Here is a 24,660-nt window from a genome sequence, read left to right on the forward strand (position 1 = left end):
ACAATGTAGGGTAAAGGCAAACTTTTAATTTTCCATATATTTGCCGCAACCAATCTTTGATTACTATGCCGAATGAAAAATTGATGACCAAAACTATTGATGCTTCCGAACTTAGTTTTAACGATTTTAAATCTATTGTTATAAACGACTATAAAATTGCCTTCGAAAGTAGGCAGGCCAGTATTTTAGGCCGCAGGGAAGTATTAACAGGAAAGGCTAAATTTGGCATTTTCGGCGATGGTAAAGAGGTTCCGCAATTGGCCATGGCTAAAGCTTTTAAAAATGGCGACTGGCGCTCGGGTTATTACCGCGATCAAACTTTTGCCTTTGCCACCGGGATTTCTACTATCAAAGAATTTTTTGCGCAGCTATATGCTAATCCGGCAGAAGGCGCTGATCCATTTTCGGGGGGAAGACAGATGAACTGCCATTTTGCAACAAAATCTGTAAATGAAGATGGCACCTGGAACGATTTAACGCAGATTAAAAATTGCTCATCTGATATTTCGCCAACCGGTGGGCAGATGGCCCGCTTGGTAGGTTTGGCTTATGCTTCTAAATTATTCAGGCAAAATAAAGAACTCGATTATTTAAAACACTTTTCTGTAAACGGAAATGAGGTGGCCTTTGGTACCATTGGCAACGCATCAACTTCTGAAGGGGTATTTTTCGAAGCCATTAATGCTGCTGGTGTGTTACAGATACCCATGGCCATTTCTATTTGGGATGATGATTATGGCATTTCCGTTCCGGCAAAATATCAAACTACAAAAGAAGATATTTCTGAGGTTTTAAAAGGTTTTCAGCGTGATGCAGATCAGCCTGGATATGAAATTTATAAAGTAAAAGGCTGGGATTATCCGGCTTTGTGCGAGGTGTATGAAAAGGCGATACAGGTTTGCCGGGATGAACATGTACCTGTTTTAATACATGTTACCGAACTCACCCAGCCTCAGGGACACTCTACCTCTGGTTCGCACGAAAGGTACAAATCAAAAGAACGCCTATCTTGGGAAACTGAATACGATTGTATCCAGAAAATGCGTGCCTGGATGCTCGAATCGGCCCTGGCAACCGAAGAGGAAATCGCAGCGCTTGAAAAAGAGGCGAAGATTTTTGTTCGAAACGCACAAAAAGAAGCCTGGAATGAGTTTTTGGACAGCATTAAACCAGAGCAGAAGCAAGTAGTTGATTTGGTTAGCGGCGTAGCTAAACATCAGCCCGAACTGGCAAAAATTGCGGCAGGATTAGCTTCAATTGCCGATGCGCAACGCAGGGAAGTATTTGCTGCTGCACGTAAAGCCATCCGTTTATCAGCTGCTTTTAGCAGTCCTGAACGGAATAAACTGGTTGAATGGTATAAACAACAGGATCATTTAAATTACGATCGTTACAATTCCAAACTGCATACCAATGGTAAGGAAAGTCCGGATAAGATTGCACTGGTTGAGCCCATATATGATGAACAATCGAAAATGGTTGATGGTAGGGAAGTACTCAATGCCTGCTTTAATGAAAACTTTGCACGTGATCCGCGTTTGGTTGCTTTTGGAGAAGATTTAGGAAACATCGGGGATGTAAATCAAGGTTTTGCAGGTTTGCAGGCTAAATATGGCGAGTTAAGAATCACCGATACCGGCATCAGGGAAATGACCATAATGGGGCAGGGGATAGGTTTAGCCATGAGGGGTTTAAAGCCTATTGCCGAAATCCAATATCTTGATTATTTGATTTTTGCCTTAAATGTGCTTAGTGATGACCTGGCATCGCTCTCATACCGCACCAAAGGAATTCAGAAAGCGCCGGTTATTGTGCGCACCCGTGGTCATCGACTGGAGGGAATCTGGCATTCCGGATCGCCAATTAGCATGATTTTAGGGGCCTTAAGAGGTATGCATTTATGCGTACCAAGAAATATGACCCAGGCTGCAGGTATGTATAACACGCTTTTCAGGGCTGATGAACCAGCCATTGTAATTGAATGTTTAAATGGTTACCGCCTTAAAGAAAAACTGCCGGGTAATGCCGGTGATTTTACAGTACCCTTAGGCCGGGCAGAGGTTTTAGAAGCAGGAACTGATATTACGGTTATCTCTTACGGTTCGTCATTAAGAATTGTTCATGAAGCAGCAGAAGAGCTGAACTTATTGGGTATTTCCGTAGAAATTATAGACCCACAAACGCTTTTACCTTTTGATACTACACAGGTTTGTGTAAAATCGCTTGCCAAAACCAATAAATTACTGGTGGTGGATGAGGATGTTCCTGGAGGGGCATCGGCCTATATCCTTCAACAGGTACTGGAAGAACAGAAAGGTTATTTTCATTTAGATGGTCAGCCAAAAACATTATCGGCCAAAGCACATCGCCCACCATTCGGATCAGATGGTGATTATTTCAGTAAGCCTTCTGTTGATGATGTAATTGAAGCTGTTTACCAGATGATGCATGATGCAAATCCCTCTAAATACCCATCGCTATTTTAACGAATAGCTGGATAGTTAAATGATTGGTTATCATATTTTTATTTCTATGGGGATGATTTAGTGTTGAGGCATGATTAAAAAAGTGATTCCTTGATCATTTTTTTCTTTAATAAATCAAACTTAATCTGGAGTTAGTTCCTTAGAAAGGAGTAAAAGTTGTATCAACGATTTTCAGCGTAATTTTCGTATCATTTAGTTTTGATGTTTCTTTTTTCCCGTATATAATTTCTCTCCTGCTTTTATGTCCAATTGCAGGTCGTTTTCTTCTGGTGGTACCGGACAGCGATAGCCTTCACTATAGGCGCAATAGGGATTATAAGCCTTGTTGAAATCGATTTCGATGTGATTATCGACAATTTCTTTAGCATCCAGATCAATGTACCTGCCACCACCATAAGTTTCCTTATTGTTGGTTTCATCTGTAAAAGGTAAAAAGAGGTGATCTTTATATAATGGGTTGTTTGACAAAGCAACACTTCTATACAAAGTCATTTGGTTTTTTTTTCCATCCAAAACGAAGTTAACATGTGCATACCGGTAATAATCGCTGCTTGAACCATTAAAAGCAGGCATCTTGAAAACTTTTTCGTTTTTTAGTAATTCTATGGTAGCGAATATTTTATAAGTACTGTCCGCGTCGTAAAAGTGCAGGTTTTGCAGGTCACTTTTCTTTAGTGGAGCGCGTTCGTCTTTTATAAAATCCTGCTTGTAAGCCTCACGGTGCTTTGCAATCTGTTCAGCGTAGCTTTGGGCAAAGCTGTTCATGCTGATGAGGAGCAATAGAAAGGTGAGGATTTTCATTGAGGAAAGTTAGATGATACTGGCTTTGTTTCTTAAAAACTGATCGGCTAAAACCAGTGCAGCCATGGCTTCAACAATAACTACTGCTCTTGGTACTACGCAAGGGTCGTGCCGGCCTTTGCCTTTAATCTCCGAGGCTTCACCCGCCGCATTTATAGTTTGTTGGTTATGCATAATGGTAGCTACAGGTTTAAATGCCACTTTAAAGGTAATATCCATTCCATTGGATATCCCGCCTAAAATACCACCCGCATAGTTGGTGGTGGTTTTAAACACTTTTGAATCGGCAGCTTTTGGTTGGGGGATATCGTTATGTTGTGAACCCCTTAATTCGCTTCCTGCAAAACCAGAGCCATATTCGAAACCGTGAACGGCATTAATGCTGAGCATGGCTTTACCTAAATCAGCGTGCAATTTATCGAAAACAGGTTCACCTAAACCTGCCGGGCAACCTTTTATTACACAGCTTATTTTTCCGCCAACTGTATCGCCATCTTTTCTAACCGAATCTATAAATTCAATCATTTCGTGTGCAGTTGCAGGATCGGCACAGCGCACCATATTGTCTTCTCTGATTTGCAGTAAAGCAGATAGGTCATTGCCTTCTAAATTTGGCGCTTCAATTATACCTACTGAAGTTACATGGGCGAAAATTTCGATCCCCTGTTGCTTTAAAAGCAATTTGGCAATTGCTCCGGCTGCTACGCGGGCAGCGGTTTCGCGTGCAGACGAGCGTCCGCCACCGCGGTGATCGCGGATTCCGTATTTTGCATCGTAAACATAATCGGCGTGGCTGGGGCGGTAAACATCCACATTATGCCCGTAATCTTTTGAACGCTGGTCCTCATTCGGAATTAAAAGGGCAATCGGTGTCCCGGTACTTTTTCCTTCAAATACACCTGATAGAATCTGAACGGTATCGCTTTCTTTTCTTTGCGTGGTGATTTTAGATTGACCTGGTTTACGTTTATCCAGTTCTGATTGGATAAAATCCAAATCAATATTCAATTGTGCCGGACAGCCGTCGATAATTACACCAATAGCCACACCATGAGATTCGCCAAAGGTTGTGATGCGAAAAAGTTGTCCGAATGAGTTGCCTGCCATGTTTATTAGATAAGAGAAGGTAGATATGAGATTTGAGAAGAACCAAATTCGTATCTAAACTTCAGTTTTTAAATTATTTAGGGGTTAGATTTGAGAAGTTTCCCCCTCAAATCCTGTTATTTATTTGTCTTAATTAATCTGATGTCTCCACAACGATTTATTCTCTGTCAAATCTTATGTTTCACATCTGGTATCTCACTTCTCAAATCTCTTTCACCTCAAACCCTGCTTTTTTCAAATCTTCCCAATAATATGGATATGATTTTTCTACCACCTGCATGTCTTCAATTTCGACTTCGTTAATCAACAATGCCAGTGGTGCAAAAGCCATGGCCATACGGTGGTCTTCGTAGGTTGCAATGGTAATTTTATCCGGGAAATGAAGATTATCGGTGTTTAGTGTATAAATCAGATTGTTTTCAGTTAGCGTAACGCCAATTTTTGCCAGTTCGTTCTGAAGAGCGGCAATGCGGTCTGTTTCTTTGATTTTTAAAGTTTCCAGGCCCGTAAAAGCCATGTTTTTACCTAAAGCTGCCGCAATAACGATAATGGTTTGTGCCAAATCAGGGCAGGTTTTAAGGTCTAGTACCTGATTGGTATCTAAAGACAGGCCCAAGTTGCTGATCGAAATTCCTTTTTCCGTTTTACTGGTTGCAATGCCAAAAATCTTCATGATGTTTTTGATCTGGCTATCGCCCTGCAAACTTTTCTCTTTTAAAGCCGGTAAATTAATTTCTGCTTCATCAGCGAGAGCTGCAATGCTATACCAATAGGATGCTGCACTCCAATCGGGTTCTACAACCAGGGTACCCGGTTTAAAAGCCTGGGATTCAATAGTAATCGAATTCCCGTTCCAGCGATGTTCGATACCAACTTCTGCAAGCATATCCAAAGTCATATCTACATATGGCCTGGAGGTAAGCTCACCTTCAATTTCTAAAGTCAAACCTTGAGGCAGGACAGGGGCAATCATTAACAAGGCCGAAATATACTGACTACTGATATCGCCTTTAATTCTTACCTGGTTCGTTTTCTGGTCTAACGGACCATTGATGTTCAGTGGTGGAAAACCTTCAGCCTCTGCATAAGAAATGTCAGCGCCAATGGTTTTTAAGGCTTCGGCCAAAATACCGATCGGGCGTTGCTTCATGCGTTCGGTACCCGTAAGTAAAAAGTTGCCGTTTTTTGCCGAAAGATACGCCGATAAGAAACGCATAGCAGTTCCGGCAGGCCCCACATCAACCAGTTCGGAGTTTGCCGTTTTCCGTTTAGCGTCTACTCTCAAATCACTACCCTCAACTCCCAGCTTGTTCAGGATATCATTTAATGTTACGGTATCAGCGGCGTTGGAAAGATTATCTACTTTAACCAGATTTTTACTTAAAGCGCTTATAATTAAAGCCCTGTTGCATTCGCTTTTTGAGCCTGTTAACTGGATTTCCGCATTAATATTCTTGGTTCCTTTAAAAGAAACTAAGGCATTTTTAGACATTTTTATTCTGTTTTAAACTTAAATGTAGGTGCCAGATGGTAACATCTGACACCACATCGATAATGTTATATGTAGAAGATTTCTTTTTAAGGTTAGGTTTCACCTTCTACCTTACACCTTCCAGCCTTATACCTTATTAGGCTTTAACTTCATTATGTTGCTCAGCAGCGATGCCTTTTTCGGCTTTACCGGCATTCATAATTTCAGTTTGTTTACGGATGGATTCACCATGCATTAATTCCAGGAATTTCTCTGTAAAGTTTAAATCCAGTTTCAAAGCTTTTGCAAAAGCATGGCCTTTTTTGATGATGGCATCCCAACGGTTTACCTGTAAAATCGTTACCTGGTTATCGCGTTTAAATTCACCGATTTTTTCTACAATAGCCATACGCTCACCTAATTTCTGTAACAAGATATCATCAATTTTATCAATTGATTTACGCAGTTCGGCTAATTTATCGGCAGATGCTTCATTTGGTACTTCAGGTTCACGTACGGTTAAACGATCTACTAAATCAGCTAAAGCTGCTGGTGTAACTTGTTGTTTGGCATCTGTCCAGGCCACCGATGGATCTACATGAGATTCGATCATTAAACCTTGCATATCTAAATCCAAAGCTTTTTGAGCAACGTAAGGGATTAACTCACGGTTACCACAGATATGGCTTGGATCGTTAATGATGGGAAGTTCAGGGCATAAAGTTTTTAACTGGATAGCCATCTCCCACATTGGTTCGTTACGGAAAGAACTTTTCTCGAAAGATGAGAATCCGCGGTGAATAGCACCGATTTTAGTAATTCCTGCACCATTGATACGCTCAATTGCACCGATCCATAACTGTAAATCAGGATTAACCGGGTTTTTAATTAATACCGGAACATCATGACCTTTTAATGCATCAGCAATTTCCTGAACGGTGAACGGATTTACTGTAGAACGTGCACCGATCCAAAGGATATCTACACCAGCAGCCAAAGCCTCTTCAACGTGTTTTGCATTTGCAACCTCTACAGCTGTAGGTAAACCAGTTTCCGCTTTGGCGCGTTTCAACCACTCTAAGCCAATACTTCCGATACCTTCGAATTCTCCCGGACGGGTGCGTGGTTTCCAGATACCTGCACGTAATACCGATACTTTACCGGTAGCCGCTAATAAGTGTGCTGTAGTTAATAATTGTTCTTCAGTTTCTGCACTGCAGGGACCGGAAATGATTAGTGGTTCGTTGTTTACGTTTAACCAGGTGTTTAAAGGTTGAATGTTTAAATTAAGTTTCATGATGAAGGGTTTGTTTAAAGTCCTTAGTCCGCAGTCGGAAATCAGGAATTATATTTTAATTATTTTATTATTACAAGTTTGACTATTCTACTATTTGTCTTCGGCCCAGACTTCGGACTCCAGACTTATTTATACTTTATCGTTCTTTTGATATTCTCCTAATATGTTAAAGTTCGATGTATATTTTAATGCCTTTCTAATGGCCTTATCATATTTTTCGGTGCTTGGCCATTCTAAATCGACGTAAAAGTAATATTCGTTTCTTTTACCTAAAACCGGCATAGATTGTATTTTTGTTAAACTTACTTCTTGTTCTGCGAAGATATTTAACACTGTTGCCAATGAACCGGCTTTGTGGCCAACCTGAAAGCAAATAGATGCTTTGTTTATTTTTTTGCCTTCGTCTGTTTTGTCTTTTTTCAGGATCAGGAAACGGGTATAGTTTTTCTTATTTGATTCTACACGGCGTTCTAAAATGTTTAAGCCGTAAAGTTCTGCTGCTAAGTTGTTTGCAATGGCCATCGTATCTGTTAGTTGCTCTTGCTGTATGCGTTTGGCACAGGCTGCGGTATCATTGCTTTCTACGATTTTAATGTGTGGATAATCATAAAAGAAATCGATACACTGGCGGATGGCGATGGGGTGTGAAGTAACCACTTTAATATCCTCAAACTTTACGCCTGGTAGCGCCATCAAGTGCAATTGGATAGCTAAGTAAACCTCGCCTACCACTGAAAAACCAAAATCTCTGATCAGTGTATAGTTTGGTAATAAACTGCCGGCGATAGAGTTTTCAATCGCCATTACAACGAAATCTGCCTCGTTTTTTTCTAATTTATCGCAGGTTTCTTTAAAAGAATTACACTCAACAGTCTCAATGTCCCTACCAAAGAATTTGTATGCGGCCTCCTCGTGGAAAGATGCCTTAATACCCTGAATTGCTACTCGTTTTGTCGTTTCCATTTTTGCGTTAAAACAAAAAAGTCCCGGCTGGTTGCCGGGACTTTTTTATACATTTTAATATTGTTATATATCTTTTTGCATATTAGCCCCGGCTCTTACTAAAATAGTAAAAGTAACCAAAGTAATATGTGTTTGTATTTTGCATTTCTTTTTTGTTGAGCCAAATGTAGTAACAAAATTTAATTTGTCAATAGTAAAATGAAAATATTTTTAATGAAATTTAATTTTTTTGTTTTTGAACCGTTTTGACAATGAGTATATAATATTCAAATCTATTGTTTAGTTGATATGTAACTATCGATTTTAACTGAAGATAGCTGATATAGAAAGTAGAATTTAACTCAGATATTAATTGAATTTACAAGCTTTCTATTATTTTCTGAATATCTTTTTTAGTGATAGTAGCTTCTTCAGATTTATCATAAATGTAAATCATATTGATTTCATTTTCAATCTGCAGATAAGTAATTACCCTATAACCACCGCTCTTTCCTTTTCCTTTACTTTTAACAGCTAATCTTATCTTAAAAATTCCATTGCCAAGATCGGCACCAATTCGTGGATTTTCGAGCAGTTGGGATTCTAATTCGGATAAATCGTTAATTAGAGATAAATGTTTTTTTTTTAATTGCTTGGCTTTTTTTATAAAAATAGGTGAGTAGATTATCTTTATTTCCATTGTTTCAGATATCTTTTAAAGATAACGGCTCAATTTTGCCAGATTTAATTTCTTTTGCTTCTTTTATCCCCTGAGCAATACCATTTAACAGAAGTTTTTTCTTAGAAGGCTGAACCACTTTTGCATTAATTCTTTTTAATACCTCTAGCAGAAATTCAGTGTCGTTATCTTTAACTTGTATGGTTAATGTGGTCATAGCAGTAAATTTTATACCAAAAATACGAATTATATCTAAGTATAATAGATATTAAGTTTAAAGAGAGAAATTACCAAATACTATGCCTGATTGAGCGTAATCAGTGATAAAATTAGGTGTGGTATATCATAAAAAAAAGGTCTGTGGAGACACAGACCTTAGTTTATTTTTATCCTGCAGAGCTTAGCTCGCCATGGTCGTTAAGTGCTTTTACTTTTTGCTTTTGCTCGTCATCATGTCTTTTCTGTTCTTCTTCGCGCAGCTCCTTTTGCATGATTTTTGCAATTTTGGTACTTCCGTCATGGCTCCACCCCGGTGGGTTAAAAATGTATTTCACTTTATCCATAAAGGTGGGTGCCTTTTTTACATCTGCTGTTAAGGCAATAAACTCGTGGAAAATAATGTTTACCGGGCCTGTATCGGTAGGCTGGGTGGTTAAGCCGTATTTAACTTTATCTTCAGGTAACTCGGCCTGGAAAGTTCCAAACCACCTGTCCCACAGAATTAATACCATACCCATGTTTTTATCAAGGTAACGCACATTACTGGCATGGTGTACACGGTGATGAGATGGCGTTACAAAGATATACTCGTACCATTTCGGGAATCTGATATTGTATTGGGTGTGAACCAGGTTGCCATAAATTTGGGTAACCAGGTAGGCAAAAAGAATATCAACTGCCGTAAAGCCCATAAAGGCCAGGGGCAGGTAAAAGAAAACGCGATATAATGGCTCAAAAACAGTTGAACGGAAACCCGTGGTTAAGTTAAAGTGTTCAGAAGAGTGATGGGTAACATGCATGGCCCAGAAAAAGCGTACGTAATGACCTACGGTATGCAAAAACCAGTATAAAAAATCCTGTGCTAAAATCAGCACGATCCAATAGAGCCAGACATTGGAAATCTGAAACAAGCGGAACTGGTAACAATAGGCCAATAAGAAAAAAGTAAATGTTTTGGTACCTAAATTAATCACAACAGCTGCAGTCATCAGATAGATGTTGGTCCAGGTATCGCGTTTGGTATATAATTTTCTGTCGTGCTGGTAGCTAAAATACATTTCAACCAGGGTTAACACGATTACGAAGCTAAAAAGCCCGATAACAGAAATATCACTTCCGGTATATTTCATTTTATAAACTGTTATAATAATCTAAACTGCTTAAAATATCGGTTGTACTTACACGGCAGTTAAACGTGCATTTACCTATGTTTTCTAAAAGTGAAAAGAGAATGTTTCCGTCTTCGTTCTTTTTATCACTTTTCATTAATTCCAAAAGGGTGTTATAGCTTTCTTTTTTAATATTGTATTTGGGATACAACGATAAGATATACCTGCTGATATCTTCCAGTTCTTCAGTGCTCAATGTACTGTTATTGATAGAAAGTGCTGCCTCGCACACAAAACCGATGGCAATGGCTTCACCATGTGTCAGCGGATTTTCGTCATTTGCCAAAGAATAACCTTCAATAGCGTGGCCGATGGTATGTCCAAAGTTTAAAATCTTCCGCAGGTTTTTCTCATGCGGATCAATGGTTACCACCTCATTTTTAATCTCAACCGATCGGTAAATATCTGCTGCTGCGGGCGTTAAATAGTCACTAGCCTTAAGTTTTTCGTAATAAGTTTTGTCGTAAATTAAACCATGTTTAATCATCTCGGCAAAGCCAGACAAAAGTTCGCGCGGGGGCAGTGTCTTCAAAAATGCGGTCTCGATAAAAACCATTTGCGGGAGGGTAAAGGTACCCACCATGTTTTTTACATTATCGATATCAATTCCCGTTTTACCGCCAACTGAGGCATCAACCTGAGAAAGGAGGGTGGTGGGAATGTTGATAAAATCGATTCCGCGTTTATAGGTAGAGGCAATAAAGCCACCCATATCGGTAATTACACCTCCACCGAGGTTGATCATCAGGCTTTTACGGTCGGCTTCAAAATCCAGCAGGGTTTTCCAGATGCCAATGCAGAAATCGATGTTTTTATTTTCTTCACCTGCTGAAGTTTCAATCAGGTCAAATTCAGAAAAGTCTAAGATGGATTGAAACAGGGGCAGGCAAATTTCACTGGTATGTTCATCAGCCAGTACAAAAACCTTGCTGTATTTATTGCTTGCTAAAAGTGTTTTTAAAGCATCTAAATTGCTTTCGAAATAAAGCGTATGGCCTGCGCTGGTAAGTGGTTCCATTAAATAATTTCTATTTTATTTTCGCCAAAAGTAACAATATCGCCAACTCTAACCTTATAACGTTTGCGGAATTCGACCTCGCCGTTGGTTTTTACTAAACCATCTTCAACAACGGTTTGGGCATCACCGCCACTACCTACCAATCCGCTTGCTTTTAACAGCTGGATTAACGGAATAAATTCGCCCTCTAATTTGAATTGTATCATTTTGTGCAAAAATACGATTATTTAAAGGTTTTTAGTTTTAACAACCAATGCTTTTTATAATTTTGCATCAATCTGACTTATTATATCGTAACAAATGGATTTATCCACCAAGAAACTGCCAAATTTCGATAATACGGAAATTGCATTCCGCCAAAAATCTAACCAGGAACTTAAAAAAGCATACTGGCTTTTTAAAATGATCGGAAATAATTTCCTCACGAAAGTTGGTCCCGCCATTACAAACTTCTTTTTAAATATTGGCCTGCCAATTCAGGGCGCCATTAAAGCAACCATTTTTCAGCAGTTTTGCGGCGGTGAAACCATTGCAGAATGTGATAAGGCCATTGCGCAACTGGACAAAGGTGGGGTAGGAACCATTTTAGATTATTCGGTGGAAGGAGAAGAGGAAGAACGGGTTTTTGATGAGACCTGTGCCGAAATTATCCGCACCATTGTGCGTGCCGATGGCGATCCCAAAATTCCGATTACGGTATTTAAGATAACAGGTATTGGCCGTTTTGCGCTATTACAGAAACTGGATGCTAAAGAGATGCTAACTGCAGCAGAACAGGCTGAATATGAAAAGGTGAAGTTACGCTGCGAAATGATCTGTAAAACCGCTTATGATAGAGGAGTGCCGATCATGATTGATGCAGAAGAAACCTGGATTCAGGATACCATCGATGAACTGGCGCTGGATATGATGCGTAAATATAACCGCGAACGCATTATTGTGTACAACACTTACCAGATGTACCGCCATGATAAGCTGGCCGATATGAAAGCTGATCATTTGATTGCAAAAGCGGATGGCTTTATTTTGGGCGTAAAAATGGTACGTGGTGCTTACATGGAAAAAGAGCGTAAACGTGCTGCGGAAATGGGATATCCCTCACCGATCCAGCCGGATAAAGCCGCATCAGACCACGATTACAATGAATCTTTACGCTATTGTGTGGATCATATTGAAGATATTGCCATTGTTGCCGGAACGCATAATGAGGATAGCAGCCGGTTATTGACTTACCTTTTGGAGGAAAAAAAGATTACGCACAATCATCCGCATGTATACTTTGCCCAGTTATTGGGCATGAGTGATAACTTAAGTTTTAATCTTGCTGATTCGAATTATAATGTGGCAAAATATGTTCCTTATGGCCCGATTAAAGCGGTAATGCCTTATTTGTTCAGAAGGGCACAGGAAAATACTTCAGTTGCCGGACAAACAGGCCGTGAGTTAGGTTTGATTGAAAGGGAATTGAAAAGAAGGAAAATTTAGTTCAGTTTTCAGTTAGCAGTTGGCAGTATTCATTTAGCAGTTTTCAGTTAACAGCGTCGTCATTTCTAAATAAGTGTGATTGTCATCCTGAGCGTAGTCGAAGGATCTCTGGTACACTTCATTCGGGATGGCGATTTTTCTTTTAGTCACCAAAACAATTATCTCTTATAAAAGATCAGTTGCTTTTTGGAAACGAGCATGCAATAGTCCTTTGGTAGGTGCAGTCTCGCTTTTGCTATATCTTTTTGGCTGCCCTTCGACTACGCTCAGGGTGACAGCCAAAAAGGATAGTGCGCTGAATATCGCAAAATTAAGTTTTCACTATAAAAGATTGTTTGCCCGTTAACAAATCATAAAACAGCATAAAATCGCTGGCTAAACTATAAAGCGGGTATTGAAAGGTAGCGGGTTTATTTTTTTCAAAAAAGAAATGTCCAACCCATGCAAAGGCATAACCCAATACTGGCATGGCCAAAAAGAAATGCCAGTTATGAAAAAGAAATCCGGTAAAAAAAGCCAGGCAAACTAATCCGATACCGATAAAATGCAGCACACGAGATGTGGTATTGCGATGTTCTGATAAATAAAATGGGTAGAACTCTTTTAACGACTTAAACTTTTTTTCTGACATATTAATTTATAAAATTCCGTTCGCTTTTAAAAATGCGCCCAATTGTGACGGTTTTTCGGTCATTAATAAGGTATTTAAGCCCACTTTTTTGGCGCCTTCGATATGCTGTGGACTATCGTCGATAAACAGTGTCTCGGCCGGATCAAGGTTATTTTCTCTTAAAACCTGTTCGAAAATATTAGTATTGGGTTTACGGAGCTTCATGTGCTGAGAGAAATAAGCTTTCTCAAAATAAGCATCATAATTATTAATTTCGAAAGTGGTTTTCAGGTAATTGATAATCCAATCATAGTGGATTTCATTGTTATTACTCAACAAGAACGTACGGTACTTTTCTTTTACTTCAAGTAATAAATTATGGTTCTCCTGTATGGTTCCGATTAACAGGCTGTTCCATGCTTCGTCAATCTGCTGATCGGTTAATTCGGAATTGCCTGCGGCATTTCTAATTCCTGTCCTAAATTCGGAAGGAGAAATGGCACCGGTTTCAAAATCATCAAATAACTGGTTGTGTGCTTTATGCGCAAAGAAATTCTCGATATCATTAACGCCTAACTTTTGAAAAGAAGCCTGGGCAACTTTGAAATCGATATCAAATATTACGTTTCCGTAATCGAAAATTATGTTTTTAATATTTTGCATGAGATTCATCCTGATTTACTGCAAAGATATTAATGATGGATATTAAAACACCATTTTTTTATAAAATGAGGATATCAAGCTGATATCTGCTTTCGATGCTCATGTTGAGCCTCCGAGGCTCGGGGCAGATAGTCGAAACAGCCAGCAAGATGCTTTGATGAGCTATTGAAGCCCGCCATTTGGCAAAAAGCCTGTCAGTTTATATTGATTAACATTGAATTCCCGCGTAGGCGGAAATCCAATGTTAAAAAATTATTTATTTAGGCGCTACTGTAATCGATTGGATTATGGTCCGTTTCTTCTTATCACCCGTTTTTAGGGTTTTGAACACAAAATAAATATCGTGTAACTTCCCGTCCGAAATCATTTGTACCGGCACACTTTTTCTAAAGGTAGACTTACCAATCAACATGCCTTTACTATCATCTAGTCTGATTTCAATTTCTCCGTCGGATTCAGGATCGAGGTTCAGAAATGAATAGCTAAAACCTGAAATACCGGTTAAATCGACATTTTTAATGGCTATCCAACCATTGTCTTTGGTGAGAATGAGTTTTTCGCCGCCATAAATGTCTTTACGTTCAAAACCTGCAAAATCTTTAATGTCATCTGCATCGATGATATTGCTTTTGAGGTTGATTACGTTTGTTGTGGTTAACGGTTTTAAACCTGCACCACCGGCATCGGTATAGGTTGCCTTTAAAGTAAATACCGTTTTCTTTTTATCTGCCGCTGTTGAAGGAACGATTTTTCCCGAAGTTGGTAGTGAGGCTTTAACGGCTTCTTTGTTGCCTAAAGTCATAATCCACTCGGTAATTTTCTTCACTTCGGCTTCTTTCATTGCCGGGTGTGCAGGCATTGGTACTTCTCCCCATACGCCATGGCTACCACCAATTACTTTTGATGCCAGGTAATCAACGGCTTTACCATCATTTTTATATTTAGTTGCTATTTTTTCGAAAGCAGGGCCAATAGAAACAGCTGATTCTTTATGGCAGGTGCTACAATCGGATTTCAGCATGAGCGATTTGCCAATTAGCGTTTGTGCTGCCTGCTGGTGCCCTAATTGTGCGCCAGCCAAATCAGTGCCTTCGGTATAGGTGTTTGAGATGTAAATGCGGTTGGTATTCACCTTTGCAGCTTTATCGCTTACTAAAACTTTATAATCAATTGCTTTATTCGGGAAATAAAAACTCTTGTTACCACTTAAATTAATGGTTACAGTTGGGTGTTCGTTACCTGCATAAACAGGTATTACCTGGCTTTTTGCAGAAGCTTTACTGTTGTCTATCACCGTTACGCTTACCGGATATTCGCCCTTTTTAGTAAAAGTATAGTTTAATGTTGGGGTACTGGTGGTTTTGGTAATTCCTTTCCCTAAATTCCATATGTATTTTAAAGGGTCGCCGTCAGGGTCTTTAGCCGTAACGGTTGCCGTCATTTTATAAGGCAGTAAACCACTGGTTTTTGCGATATTAAGGCGTTCAATAGCCGGCGGACGGTTACCTTTCAGGTAATCAATTCTGGTAATTGCGGCATCAGGATTTTTGCTAAACCAGCCTTTACCATACTCAAGGATGTATAGTTTTCCGTCAGGACCTAATTCCATATCGATAGGCGCAGCTAAAGAAACGTTAGCCATAAATGGCTCCATACTCACATAATCACCCTGGGCATTCATGGTTACCGCTTTGACCCAGCCCCGTACCCATTCATAAATAATCAGCTTTCCATTGTAGTAAGCTGGGTAAGGTGAGTTAGCAGTGGCATAATATACGGGACCCGCCATTGCGGTACGCCCGCCCGCACCCACTTGCGGAAACTCTTTGGACTCGCCATAAGGATACCAGATATAGGCTGGTTGTGCAGGTGGAAGTTTCTCCAAACCGGTATTGTTTGGCGAGTTGTTTATAGGTGATTCGGGATCGAATGCATTTCCGTTTGCGCCGTTGGTATAATCATAAGCCTTATATGGATAGTTATTGCCTATAAACAGGGGCCATCCAAAATTACCTGCCTTACGTGCCTGGTTCACCTCATCATAACCTCTGGGGCCTCTTAGTGGATCGTCGTTGGTGGCATCAGGGCCAACTTCGCCCCAGTACAAAAAGTTGGTTTTCTGATCAACTGAAATACGGTAAGGGTTTCTATTGCCCATTACATAAATTTCAGGTCTGGTTTTTGGGGTATCTTTAGGGAAAAGGTTGCCATCCGGTATGCTATAGGTGCCATCTTCATTTACTTTGATCCTCAGTATTTTTCCCCTTAAATCGTTGGTATTTCCGGCCGATCTTCTGGAGTCATATTGCTCAAATCCTTTTCTATTGTCAAGGGGGGCATAACCTTTGTTTACGTATTGTTGTTTTGGCGCATCAAATGGGGTAGAGTTGTCGCCTGTTGATACGTAAAGCAAATTATCTGATCCAAAAGCAATGGAGCCGCCGGTATGGCAACATATCTCGCGCTGAGAATAGAATTCGAGCACAATTTTTTCAGATTCTTTAACAATCTGATCGTTAACCAGTTTAAATCTCGAAAGTCGGTTTACAGATTTGTCAAACGGGCTGTAAAAAAGATAAATGTATTGATTTACTGCAAATTTTGGGTCTGCGGCCATGCCTAGTAAACCTTCTTCAGCATTTACATTCGGGGTATTGGTTTTGAAATAGACATCAAGCTTGCCCGCTTCTTTTATTTTTTTTGTTTGGTTCTTATAGATCAATACTTCACCTCTGCGCTGGGCAACTAAAATGTCCAGATTAGGGAGCACTGCCATCTCAGTTGGCTCTGTAAATTCTCCCTGCGCCAGGGTAACTTTCACAAAGCGGTCTTGATCTGGTGTATCTATTTTTTGCTTTGGAAAAAAATTGAAAGTTTTGTGCTCAAAAACTTTTTTGTTTAAAGTTGTTGCCGATATAAAGATAAGTGCAAGAGCAGATAAAAATAGGCTAAGTGCTGTTTTCATTTATTTGGTTGAATGATTTTCAATAAATATAGGGTATAGTTTTGTAGGCTGGGGTATTGTATCAAAATTTATGCGAAAGGTATCGGTATAATTTACCAGGCAGTGCGTATTTCTGTATCGAATTTAAAATTTAATAATTATCTCATTATTAGTTGTGTAGATTGAAAATCAGCATCAAAAGGTTTGCAAATTGTAATAATTACTCTTGAAAATCCAACAACCAAGGGTTGTTTTTTGCATTTATCTTATGTCAGTCTATTGTCATTGTGGTTTTAATATGTAAATTACGGAATGAACGATAAAATTAATTTAATTCTTGGAGTAGTTTTCCTCTTAGGCGGTTTTAGTGTTTTCTTTGTGATTTTTAGCGGAAAAAAGGGTTAGTTGTTTCTTTAAAAGCAGAACGCATTCTTTCTTTTTTGACTCCTTAAATTGTATCGAAATAAATTTTGATTGGTTGATATTCCACCTTGTTGTTACATGTGGCATTGTAAAATCATGCTGTATCGAATGCTCACAATCTCTTAGATGCCAATCGCGGGATCTTGATATCGGTAATATGCCGAATCTGACCGGTTACTTCAATCTAACTTTTTCCTATGTAGATGGTACTACATCATGTGTTTAAATTTTGCATATCGTGCCTGGCTGCTGCGCATATCATAAGGGCTTAGCGTTAAATCATTGTTATGATCTCCATATTTATTGAACTGGCAAAAAAAAGTATTTAATAGCTAAACCTTTTGATCTTTTTTATGTTTAAGCAGTAAATTCCATAGAAAATGCAGGGGATAGTAAAGTTTTTATCATGAAACTGAGGGATTTGGTTTCATTATAACAGAAAACGAAGAAGAAATTTTTGTTCATGTTACCGGCTTAAGCGATAAAATAAGCCGGTATGACCGGGTTGAATTTGAGGTCGTACAATGAAAAAAAGGTATAAATGCAGTTAATGTTAAAAAGATTTGATAATTCGATGAGATTAGGTACTGTAAAGTTTTATAACCCGGAAAAAGGGATGGGAAGTATTATACCTTCAAATGGAGGGAAAGAATTAAACGTTTTTGCCCATGGCGTGGTTGATCACATTAAAACCAGTAACATTGTTCAGTTTGATATCGAATTTACGCAAAATGGCATCGAAGCCACTAAGGTGATTGTGCTGTCGGCGTAGAAATAAGGTCGGGATATTATATTATCTACAAGCAAGAGTAGCTGATAGCGGTAAGTTAACAATGAAATGGTTTATTTTGATTTGGAAGGAGGACAGCGAATGAGCGGTATGGTAGAAAATTTTGCGGGTCCGGACGGCTTAATAACAGTATGCACATTACGCTGGCTCCTGCGGACCAGTGCCTCCTGGTCATAATATATTTCAACAACTTGTAACCAAGTCGGATAAATTTGGTCTTATTGTTGTTTATCCTCATGTTTTTATGATTCAGCTAGAGCCAATTAGCGGTTTTTTTCACAGAGAGCGTGCATTACAGGCTATATATCCTATGCGCATGTTGATTGTATGCCAGGGAAAAGGCTTTCTGTGTATGAATTCTGGCGATTACCCACTTTTGAATGGCCGGATTTTTTTTATTCCTGAAGAGGGCCTGGTTAGGCTTGATGGAGAAATGAGTTCGGGTTATTGGCTAAGTTTTAGTAGTTTGTTATATGCAGAATTTTTACAGCAGCACTTGGATCCGCAAGCTAAAAATCTTTTTTTAAACCTTTCTTTCAGGGATCTTGATCCGCAAAAATCAAGCAAAACGTATAATCTACTTGATCAGCTGAAAAGAGAAATTGAGCATAAAAGGGATATGTCTTATATAGCACAATATTTATCGTTGTTTTTGGGCTTTACAGCTGGTTTGGATGGCTATCTTGCAGCGTTAACCTTAGATGATTTGCAGCAGGTATTAAGGTTCCGGGCAATTTTAGAGCAATTTTATAAGCAGGAAAGATCCATTCAGTTTTATGCTGAAGGCATGGGGTTGAGTCCGGGCAGATTGAATAAATTTTTAGATCGGGTGCTTGGAAAAAGCTTGACCGTACTGATTAAAGACCGTATTATGCGCGAAGCGGAAGTGCTGTTGCTTCATAGTGATTATACAATTGATGAAATAGCCGAAATATTGGGTTTTGAACAAACCACTAGCTTTAATACCAGTTTTAAACGACATAAAGGCATGTCGGTATTTCAATTTAGCCGCCTAAGCATCAGTTAAAATAAAAATTGGTGCGTCTGCCAAAGAAACGTCCATCAATTTGATTTGATCTCTTCTAGAAAACAGGTATTCCACACCTCACCACATTAATTGTTTCTCGCCTAACGCGTAAAGCTTTGCTCACTGTTGCTATTTTATCAGCCGCACCAATTTATGTTTGCTAAATTATAAAATCTTAATTTAAAGAAGAAGAAATATTCCTAAATATATTACGTATTTGTATTTTAGTATTTACAATTCCGGATGTTGCCGTTTTACAAGGGTAAAATACACATTTGGCCGAGCTAGAGTTTGTCGAAAAAACGATCCTTTTCAGGTTGAACAGCGATAAATTTCAGCAATTAGGTACGAGGTAGCAAAGCGTAAAAACATCAAACGGGAAGAAACCTGGTACGTTGACTTAGCCCTGCGCTCTTTATAAAGAAAACTGTTCTTTCTGCCACAATATAGTTCATTGTACTATGCTGTAAATTCCCAAATAAAGCCTCTGGCCTGTGTTAATTTTCAAACAGATAACCGCTGTAAGCTAAACCTTTGGCAACACTTTTAAAATTATCGCCGGAGTTTAACGGAATGTGTGGAAACTTGGTTTTAAATAAGTCTTGAACTGCTGATACCATCGAGGTTCCCCCGGTCAAAAACAAACAGTCAATATCTGCCGGGTTGATTTTATATGTTTCCATAAAGCGGTCCAGATAGGCATCTATTTTATCAATGTCCTTTTCGATAATGGAATTATACTGTTGCAGCGAAATATTTTCATCAATCTCGATTTCCATATTGCTATAGGCAAAAGTAGAATCAGGCTGATCAGAAAGTTCGATTTTGGTTTTTTCTATCGATCTGAATAAAGAATAACCCAGGTTATTTTCGATCAGGGTAATCAGGTTTTTGAATTTCGGATCGTTTCCGGAGTAATAATAATATTCTTCAATTTCTTTCTGAATTTTTAAACCATTAAAGAAATTCATTTTATCCCAGGTGCAGATATTTGCAAAGAGCGATTTGGGCACATTTAAGACCTTGCCTGGTGTGGCCTCATACAGCGTGTTTTTACCAAAATATGGTGTTCCCCTGTCCCACATAAATGCCGAATCAAGGCTATCGCCCCCAATGTAGATCCCACCAGAGGCAATCATATCGTTTTTACGGTCCTTGCTGCCAACTTTATCGGGATCAAGGATGAGGTAAGTGAAATCTGTTGTACCTCCGCCCAGATCGGCCACCAGTACGAGCTCTTTCCTGGTAATGGTTTTCTCGTAGGCAAAAGCAGCCCCGATAGGCTCAAACTGAAAGCGGACATCGGTAAAGCCGGCACTTTCTGCGGCTTTTTTTAACCTGGTTTGCGCCAGGGTATCTTTCATCGTATTGTCATCATCAAAAAATACCGGGCGACCTATAATGGCCTTGTTACATTCTTTGCCAATAATCTGATCGGCCTTCGTCTTCAAATCCCTCAGGATTAAAGTGACCAGGTCTGACGCAGTATATCTTTTATTATGGATGCGAGTTTCGGTAAAAGTAGTTCTGGAAAGGATCTGTTTAATGGATTTTATAAAACGGCCTTTCATGCCATCGTTTAAATAAGCATCTATTGCTTTGTCGCCAACGATATGACTTTCGCCATCAATAAGACTTTTTACTTCTGTAAAATAAATTAAGGAAGGGATAGAAATGGTATCTACAATTTCTTTCTTTTCTTCATCGTAAATGGAAAGTGCCGAATTGGTTGTTCCAAAATCGATTCCGTATAAAAAATTACTCATGGCTTGCTATGCTGGGGTTGGCGGGGCTAAAATGGGGTTGCGAAAGTATTAAAAAAAGTGTTAAGAAGTAAATTTTTTTAAAATAACTCGCTGGTACCCAAATGTGCATTAACGATGCGGGTAATCTGTTGGCCGAGTTCTTTTGCATTACCAATGCCTACGCTTTTGAGTGCTGCCAGCTGATCGGTTGTTCTTGGCATTTTTTCGGCAATAGAAAGTAATGCTAAATCAGAAAGTACAGCATAATCCTGCGTGCCGCGTTGCTGTGCAATTGTGCTGCGCCATTCGACGAGGTTTTTATAAACCTGAGGATTTGAAATTTCTTTTGGTTTAATGCCCGATTTAAGCGGTTTTTTCTCTGCTTGTTTATTGCCAGCAGCATGTAAAGTATTGATATAGTCTCTAATGGAAAATGGATTCCAGGAAATTTTAAACAGGGCCAATTTGATCTGGAGCCCGTCTTTGCAATCGTTTAATATGGTAAGTAGTTTATCAGAATGTGTGTCGTTATAAAAGTTGATGTCCACAATTTTGGAAGTTAAAGTAATGAGCTGTTCCAGTTTCGGAACAAAATAATCTGACGCTTTTTGCAAGCGATCCATAAAAGCTCTTTCATCCGCCGTGTTGTTATCGGTATTGATTTTCGAAAATTCCTTTGCAATAAAATTTTTGGCTACTTTAAAAATTTCGTTCTGAAATGTCTGATTTCCAGGTTCGTAAATAGCTAAAAACGCATTTTGCTCATCTCTGTCGATCAGCTTGGAGCGCCCCAGTTTTTCCCAGTCTTTGGCAACCAGCGAGAAATCCAGCAGTTCGTGGATCAATCCCCAGCTATATTGCTGCGTATATCGGGCTAAAAGTTGTGGTGTAGGTTGATTCTGATGGGCGGCTTTTGTAAAACTGATTACTTTAGCATCGGTAATGATATTTTCGGCAACCACAGGCGATTTTAAAATGAGCCCTTCCAAACTTCTGCAACGGCTCAGCGCCACGTAGGCCTGTCCGTGGGTAAATGCAGTGCTTACATCTACTATAGCCTGATCAAAAGTTAAACCCTGACTTTTGTGCACGGTAATGGCCCAGGCTAGCTTAAATGGATATTGAGAGAAGGATCCAGTACTGGTTTCATCAATTTTATTTTCTTCGTTGCTCAGGCTGTATTTAACATTCTGCCAGATCTCTTTTTCTACTTCAATTTCTCTGCCACCGTTGGTGAAAGTTACTTTTATCGAATCCTGACTGATTGCAGTAATTTTAGCCGCTTTTCCGTTGTAGAATTGCTTTTTACCTGAAGAATCATTTTTAATGAAGATGACCTGCGCACCCAGTTTTAACTGAAGTTTTTCATCGGTGGGATAAGCGTCTTTAGGAAAATCACCACTGACTTCTGCATTGAATTCGAAAATTTCCCCTGGTAATTTTTCCAGACAGCCTTCGTTAATTTCGTTAACCAACTGGTTGTGCGTGGTAAGGGTGATGTAATCATCTTTCCATTCCTGATCCAAAGATGGATCGTAACGTTCATTCAGTTTGGCCAGGAGTTCTGCATCAAGGCTGTTTTCACGCATGCCATTCAAAATGTCAAGAAATACAGGGTCTGACTGGCGGTAAACCTTATCTAAGGTAAACGTCAGCATCGGCGTAGACCTGAAAATGAGGCTGTCAAAAAAATAAGGACTGGAATAATAACTGCCCAGGATGTGCCAGGCATCATGAAAGATAGGAGAGAGCTGGTAAAGATCACCGATCATTAATACCTGCACGCCACCGAAGGGACGATTTGAACCTTTAACACGTTTTAAAGTACGGTCGATAAAATCAATCAGATCTACCCTGACCATACTGATTTCATCAATAATCAATAAATCAAGGCAACGTAAGAGTCTTGTTTTCTCATCTGAATACTTAAAATTGGTTTCTGCATGTTCATCAACAACCGGAACCAATGGCCCGAAAGGAATCTGAAAAAAGGAGTGTAGCGTAACACCGCCAGCATTTATAGCTGCAACTGCGGTGGGCGCAACAATGGCGAAATTCTTTTTGATGGTATCCCTGATTTTGCGCAGGAGGGTAGTTTTACCTGTTCCGGCTTTACCGGTTAAAAAAACAGGCTGATTGGTGGTGGCTAAAAAATCTAAAAGAAGTTGGTTGTCCTGGTTGGGCGTGTTCATATCAACTACAAAATTAACCTATTCGAAATGGATTTACGGGTAGGTGAACGGGCGTTTTATCCACATTTTTTAAGTAGTGGCGAGGCATGCTAAAATGAAAATTAAAATTAAGCGGTTGAAAATGAGTTTATATCCATCCTTTTTATAAAAAAATGCCGAAAACATTTTCCTAATTTCAATACAAATTTGTAACATTGCACTCGCAAAAAAGGAACGCCTTTTTTTCGGGCCTATAGCTCAGCTGGTTAGAGTAGAAGACTCATAATCTTTTGGTCCCTGGTTCGAGCCCAGGTGGGCCCACTGACAATCAAGCACTTGGATGAAAATCTAGGTGCTTTTTTGGTTTTGGTACGAAATGGGTACGAAAAGTCCGGATCAAACTTAATTTACGGCTGTTTTAAACCAATTTGATCATGTTTGCTGTTAGCTCTGACAGAAATTTACGGATAAATACCAAAAGTAAATAATGCGTGAAATAATCCCTTTTCCCAAAATTACTTTATCCTTGGCCTGTCGTCTGCTTTTACCCATTCATCATGTTTACAATTATTGCATTCGGCTTTTTGTTCTTCATTGATGTTGTGAACTTTGCCGCAGAAGCTACAGGCGTAAAGTCCGGCAAGATCTACAACTTTGGACGCTTTCGCAAAATCTTTGGGCATGATCGGCAGGCCTGGCTGCACCTCTTCATCTGGAAAAAAGAAGATGCTTACGCAGCCAGAAGTTTCCAGTATGGCCGTTTTAACCTGACCGAGATGGGAAACGCCCTGTTGCCGCAGTTCGGAAAAGAACTCATCCTGGGCGAGGGTTTCTTTCCGAAATTCATTTACGGAGAATACGCCCCCCTCAATGATGTAGGTAGCTTTGCCTTCAACCAGGTCATCAAACCGCTTGCTTTTAGCCATTAGGTAGGTGGTAAGCCTGTAGGCACCTACAATGATGGCGAATATGGCGAGAGGCACCATGAGCCCGATTTCTTTATAGAACATCGGATCTCCGGCTGCGGAACCCAGACTGATGATGACTACCATTTCAAATACCGATAACTGACCTACCCCGCGCTTGCCAAGAAGCCTTAGCCCGATGAGTATAATAAAGTACATCAGTATGGTGCGTATAGCGATTTCGATGAGAAATCCCCACTGCTCTTCACCTACCATGATTTTTGTCCAGTCGATATCCTGCATATTGAGATTTATTTTGTGTGAATCAGTTTAAGTTAAATGTAAATATTTCTCAAAGTTGATCTGCCTGGAATTCCTCACCACTAAATGGGTATCAATGGTTTTGGTCAGATCTTCTTTTGTACCCTTATGCCAGCCCAGGCAGCCGGGGCTGTGCGCTCATCACAGTACCATAACATTTTTTTACCTCGCTGATTCAAAAGCCTGCAAACTTCCGATCCAATCTGGCAAAATGAAGTCAGGTTGAATAAATCCGGGTTCAGGTTGATTTGATAAAAATTATTTAACCTGGCAGTTGCTTTAATCCGGAAACCCGTTTCCACTAGCGCGTATCAATGATATTGGCCATGCGGGGCCACTTGTCAAGATGTACATATTTATTTGCGCAGTAGGTATGGTCGGGTTTCA

At 39.5% G+C, this 24,660-nt stretch carries 21 protein-coding genes and 1 tRNA gene; 6 read left to right on the top strand and 16 right to left on the bottom strand.

The window, feature by feature from the left end:
- Positions 1-65: 65 nt before the first annotated feature.
- Positions 66-2,486, top strand: coding sequence for a thiamine pyrophosphate-dependent enzyme (locus ACFE6N_RS04840; protein WP_378934352.1), 2,421 nt, complete (start codon positions 66-68; stop codon positions 2,484-2,486).
- Positions 2,487-2,678: 192 nt separating this feature from the next.
- Here the strand turns inward: ACFE6N_RS04840 and ACFE6N_RS04845 are convergent, their stop codons facing one another.
- From ACFE6N_RS04845 to ACFE6N_RS04890, 10 genes are all read right to left on the bottom strand, one after another.
- Positions 2,679-3,287, bottom strand: a complete 609-nt coding sequence (locus ACFE6N_RS04845; RefSeq protein WP_378934354.1) for a DUF1684 domain-containing protein — start codon at positions 3,285-3,287, stop codon at positions 2,679-2,681.
- A 9-nt stretch (positions 3,288-3,296) separates the two neighbouring features.
- Positions 3,297-4,394, bottom strand: coding sequence for a chorismate synthase (gene aroC, locus ACFE6N_RS04850; RefSeq protein ID WP_378934356.1), 1,098 nt, complete (start codon positions 4,392-4,394; stop codon positions 3,297-3,299).
- A gap of 202 nt (positions 4,395-4,596) precedes the next feature.
- Complete coding sequence (gene aroA, locus ACFE6N_RS04855) at positions 4,597-5,886, bottom strand: 3-phosphoshikimate 1-carboxyvinyltransferase (protein ID WP_378934358.1); 1,290 nt, start codon at positions 5,884-5,886, stop codon at positions 4,597-4,599.
- A gap of 136 nt (positions 5,887-6,022) precedes the next feature.
- On the bottom strand, positions 6,023-7,162 hold the full coding sequence (locus ACFE6N_RS04860; protein ID WP_134203313.1) for a chorismate mutase: 1,140 nt from the start codon (positions 7,160-7,162) through the stop codon (positions 6,023-6,025).
- A 129-nt stretch (positions 7,163-7,291) separates the two neighbouring features.
- Positions 7,292-8,125: a prephenate dehydratase gene (locus ACFE6N_RS04865; protein ID WP_090987951.1), complete on the bottom strand. Its 834-nt coding sequence runs from the start codon at positions 8,123-8,125 to the stop codon at positions 7,292-7,294.
- A 358-nt stretch (positions 8,126-8,483) separates the two neighbouring features.
- Positions 8,484-8,804: a type II toxin-antitoxin system RelE/ParE family toxin gene (locus tag ACFE6N_RS04870; RefSeq protein WP_090987949.1), complete on the bottom strand. Its 321-nt coding sequence runs from the start codon at positions 8,802-8,804 to the stop codon at positions 8,484-8,486.
- A 4-nt stretch (positions 8,805-8,808) separates the two neighbouring features.
- On the bottom strand, positions 8,809-9,000 hold the full coding sequence (locus tag ACFE6N_RS04875; RefSeq protein ID WP_090987947.1) for a hypothetical protein: 192 nt from the start codon (positions 8,998-9,000) through the stop codon (positions 8,809-8,811).
- 169 nt (positions 9,001-9,169) lie between these two features.
- Entirely contained in the window at positions 9,170-10,132 is a 963-nt protein-coding gene (locus ACFE6N_RS04880; RefSeq protein WP_378934361.1) for a sterol desaturase family protein, read from the bottom strand.
- A 1-nt stretch (position 10,133) separates the two neighbouring features.
- Positions 10,134-11,189, bottom strand: coding sequence for a 3-dehydroquinate synthase (gene aroB / locus ACFE6N_RS04885; RefSeq protein ID WP_378934363.1), 1,056 nt, complete (start codon positions 11,187-11,189; stop codon positions 10,134-10,136).
- Positions 11,189-11,395, bottom strand: a complete 207-nt coding sequence (locus ACFE6N_RS04890) for an RNA-binding S4 domain-containing protein (protein ID WP_134203316.1) — start codon at positions 11,393-11,395, stop codon at positions 11,189-11,191. Before ACFE6N_RS04890 ends, aroB begins: the two co-directional genes overlap by 1 nt.
- Before the next feature lie 94 nt (positions 11,396-11,489).
- On the opposite strand from ACFE6N_RS04890, the gene ACFE6N_RS04895 reads away from it, so the two are divergent.
- Positions 11,490-12,674: a proline dehydrogenase family protein gene (locus tag ACFE6N_RS04895; protein WP_378934365.1), complete on the top strand. Its 1,185-nt coding sequence runs from the start codon at positions 11,490-11,492 to the stop codon at positions 12,672-12,674.
- Positions 12,675-12,984: 310 nt separating this feature from the next.
- Here ACFE6N_RS04895 and ACFE6N_RS04900 read toward each other — a convergent pair whose 3' ends face one another.
- The 3 genes from ACFE6N_RS04900 to ACFE6N_RS04910 all read right to left on the bottom strand — a co-directional run bounded on the left by ACFE6N_RS04900 (position 12,985) and on the right by ACFE6N_RS04910 (position 16,912).
- Positions 12,985-13,305, bottom strand: a complete 321-nt coding sequence (locus tag ACFE6N_RS04900) for an Mpo1-like protein (protein WP_378934367.1) — start codon at positions 13,303-13,305, stop codon at positions 12,985-12,987.
- 6 nt (positions 13,306-13,311) lie between these two features.
- Entirely contained in the window at positions 13,312-13,947 is a 636-nt protein-coding gene (locus tag ACFE6N_RS04905) for an HAD family hydrolase (protein ID WP_378934369.1), read from the bottom strand.
- Between the two features lie 256 nt (positions 13,948-14,203).
- Positions 14,204-16,912: a PQQ-dependent sugar dehydrogenase gene (locus ACFE6N_RS04910; RefSeq protein WP_378934371.1), complete on the bottom strand. Its 2,709-nt coding sequence runs from the start codon at positions 16,910-16,912 to the stop codon at positions 14,204-14,206.
- Between the two features lie 855 nt (positions 16,913-17,767).
- On the opposite strand from ACFE6N_RS04910, the gene ACFE6N_RS04915 reads away from it, so the two are divergent.
- The 3 genes from ACFE6N_RS04915 (at position 17,768) to ACFE6N_RS04925 (ending at position 19,131) form a co-directional block, all read left to right on the top strand.
- A complete protein-coding gene (locus tag ACFE6N_RS04915) occupies positions 17,768-17,842 on the top strand; it encodes a hypothetical protein (RefSeq protein ID WP_378934482.1) in 75 nt (24 codons plus the stop codon).
- A 22-nt stretch (positions 17,843-17,864) separates the two neighbouring features.
- A complete protein-coding gene (locus tag ACFE6N_RS04920) occupies positions 17,865-18,086 on the top strand; it encodes a cold-shock protein (RefSeq protein WP_378934373.1) in 222 nt (73 codons plus the stop codon).
- A 262-nt stretch (positions 18,087-18,348) separates the two neighbouring features.
- Positions 18,349-19,131: a helix-turn-helix domain-containing protein gene (locus tag ACFE6N_RS04925; RefSeq protein WP_378934374.1), complete on the top strand. Its 783-nt coding sequence runs from the start codon at positions 18,349-18,351 to the stop codon at positions 19,129-19,131.
- A 497-nt stretch (positions 19,132-19,628) separates the two neighbouring features.
- On the opposite strand, the gene ACFE6N_RS04930 is transcribed toward ACFE6N_RS04925, so the two are convergent.
- A complete protein-coding gene (locus ACFE6N_RS04930) occupies positions 19,629-20,897 on the bottom strand; it encodes an Hsp70 family protein (protein ID WP_378934376.1) in 1,269 nt (422 codons plus the stop codon).
- Between the two features lie 77 nt (positions 20,898-20,974).
- Entirely contained in the window at positions 20,975-23,068 is a 2,094-nt protein-coding gene (locus ACFE6N_RS04935) for an HRDC domain-containing protein (RefSeq protein ID WP_378934378.1), read from the bottom strand.
- A gap of 226 nt (positions 23,069-23,294) precedes the next feature.
- Here ACFE6N_RS04935 and ACFE6N_RS04940 point away from each other — a divergent pair.
- Positions 23,295-23,368: transfer RNA gene (locus ACFE6N_RS04940), tRNA-Ile, on the top strand.
- Positions 23,369-23,562: 194 nt separating this feature from the next.
- Here the strand turns inward: ACFE6N_RS04940 and ACFE6N_RS04945 are convergent.
- Positions 23,563-24,171, bottom strand: coding sequence for a DUF421 domain-containing protein (locus tag ACFE6N_RS04945; protein ID WP_378934380.1), 609 nt, complete (start codon positions 24,169-24,171; stop codon positions 23,563-23,565).
- Between the last annotated feature and the right edge of the window lie 489 nt (positions 24,172-24,660).

The sequence above is a fragment of the Pedobacter sp. BG31 genome (genome assembly GCF_042464845.1).
Taxonomy (GTDB): domain Bacteria; phylum Bacteroidota; class Bacteroidia; order Sphingobacteriales; family Sphingobacteriaceae; genus Pedobacter; species Pedobacter suwonensis.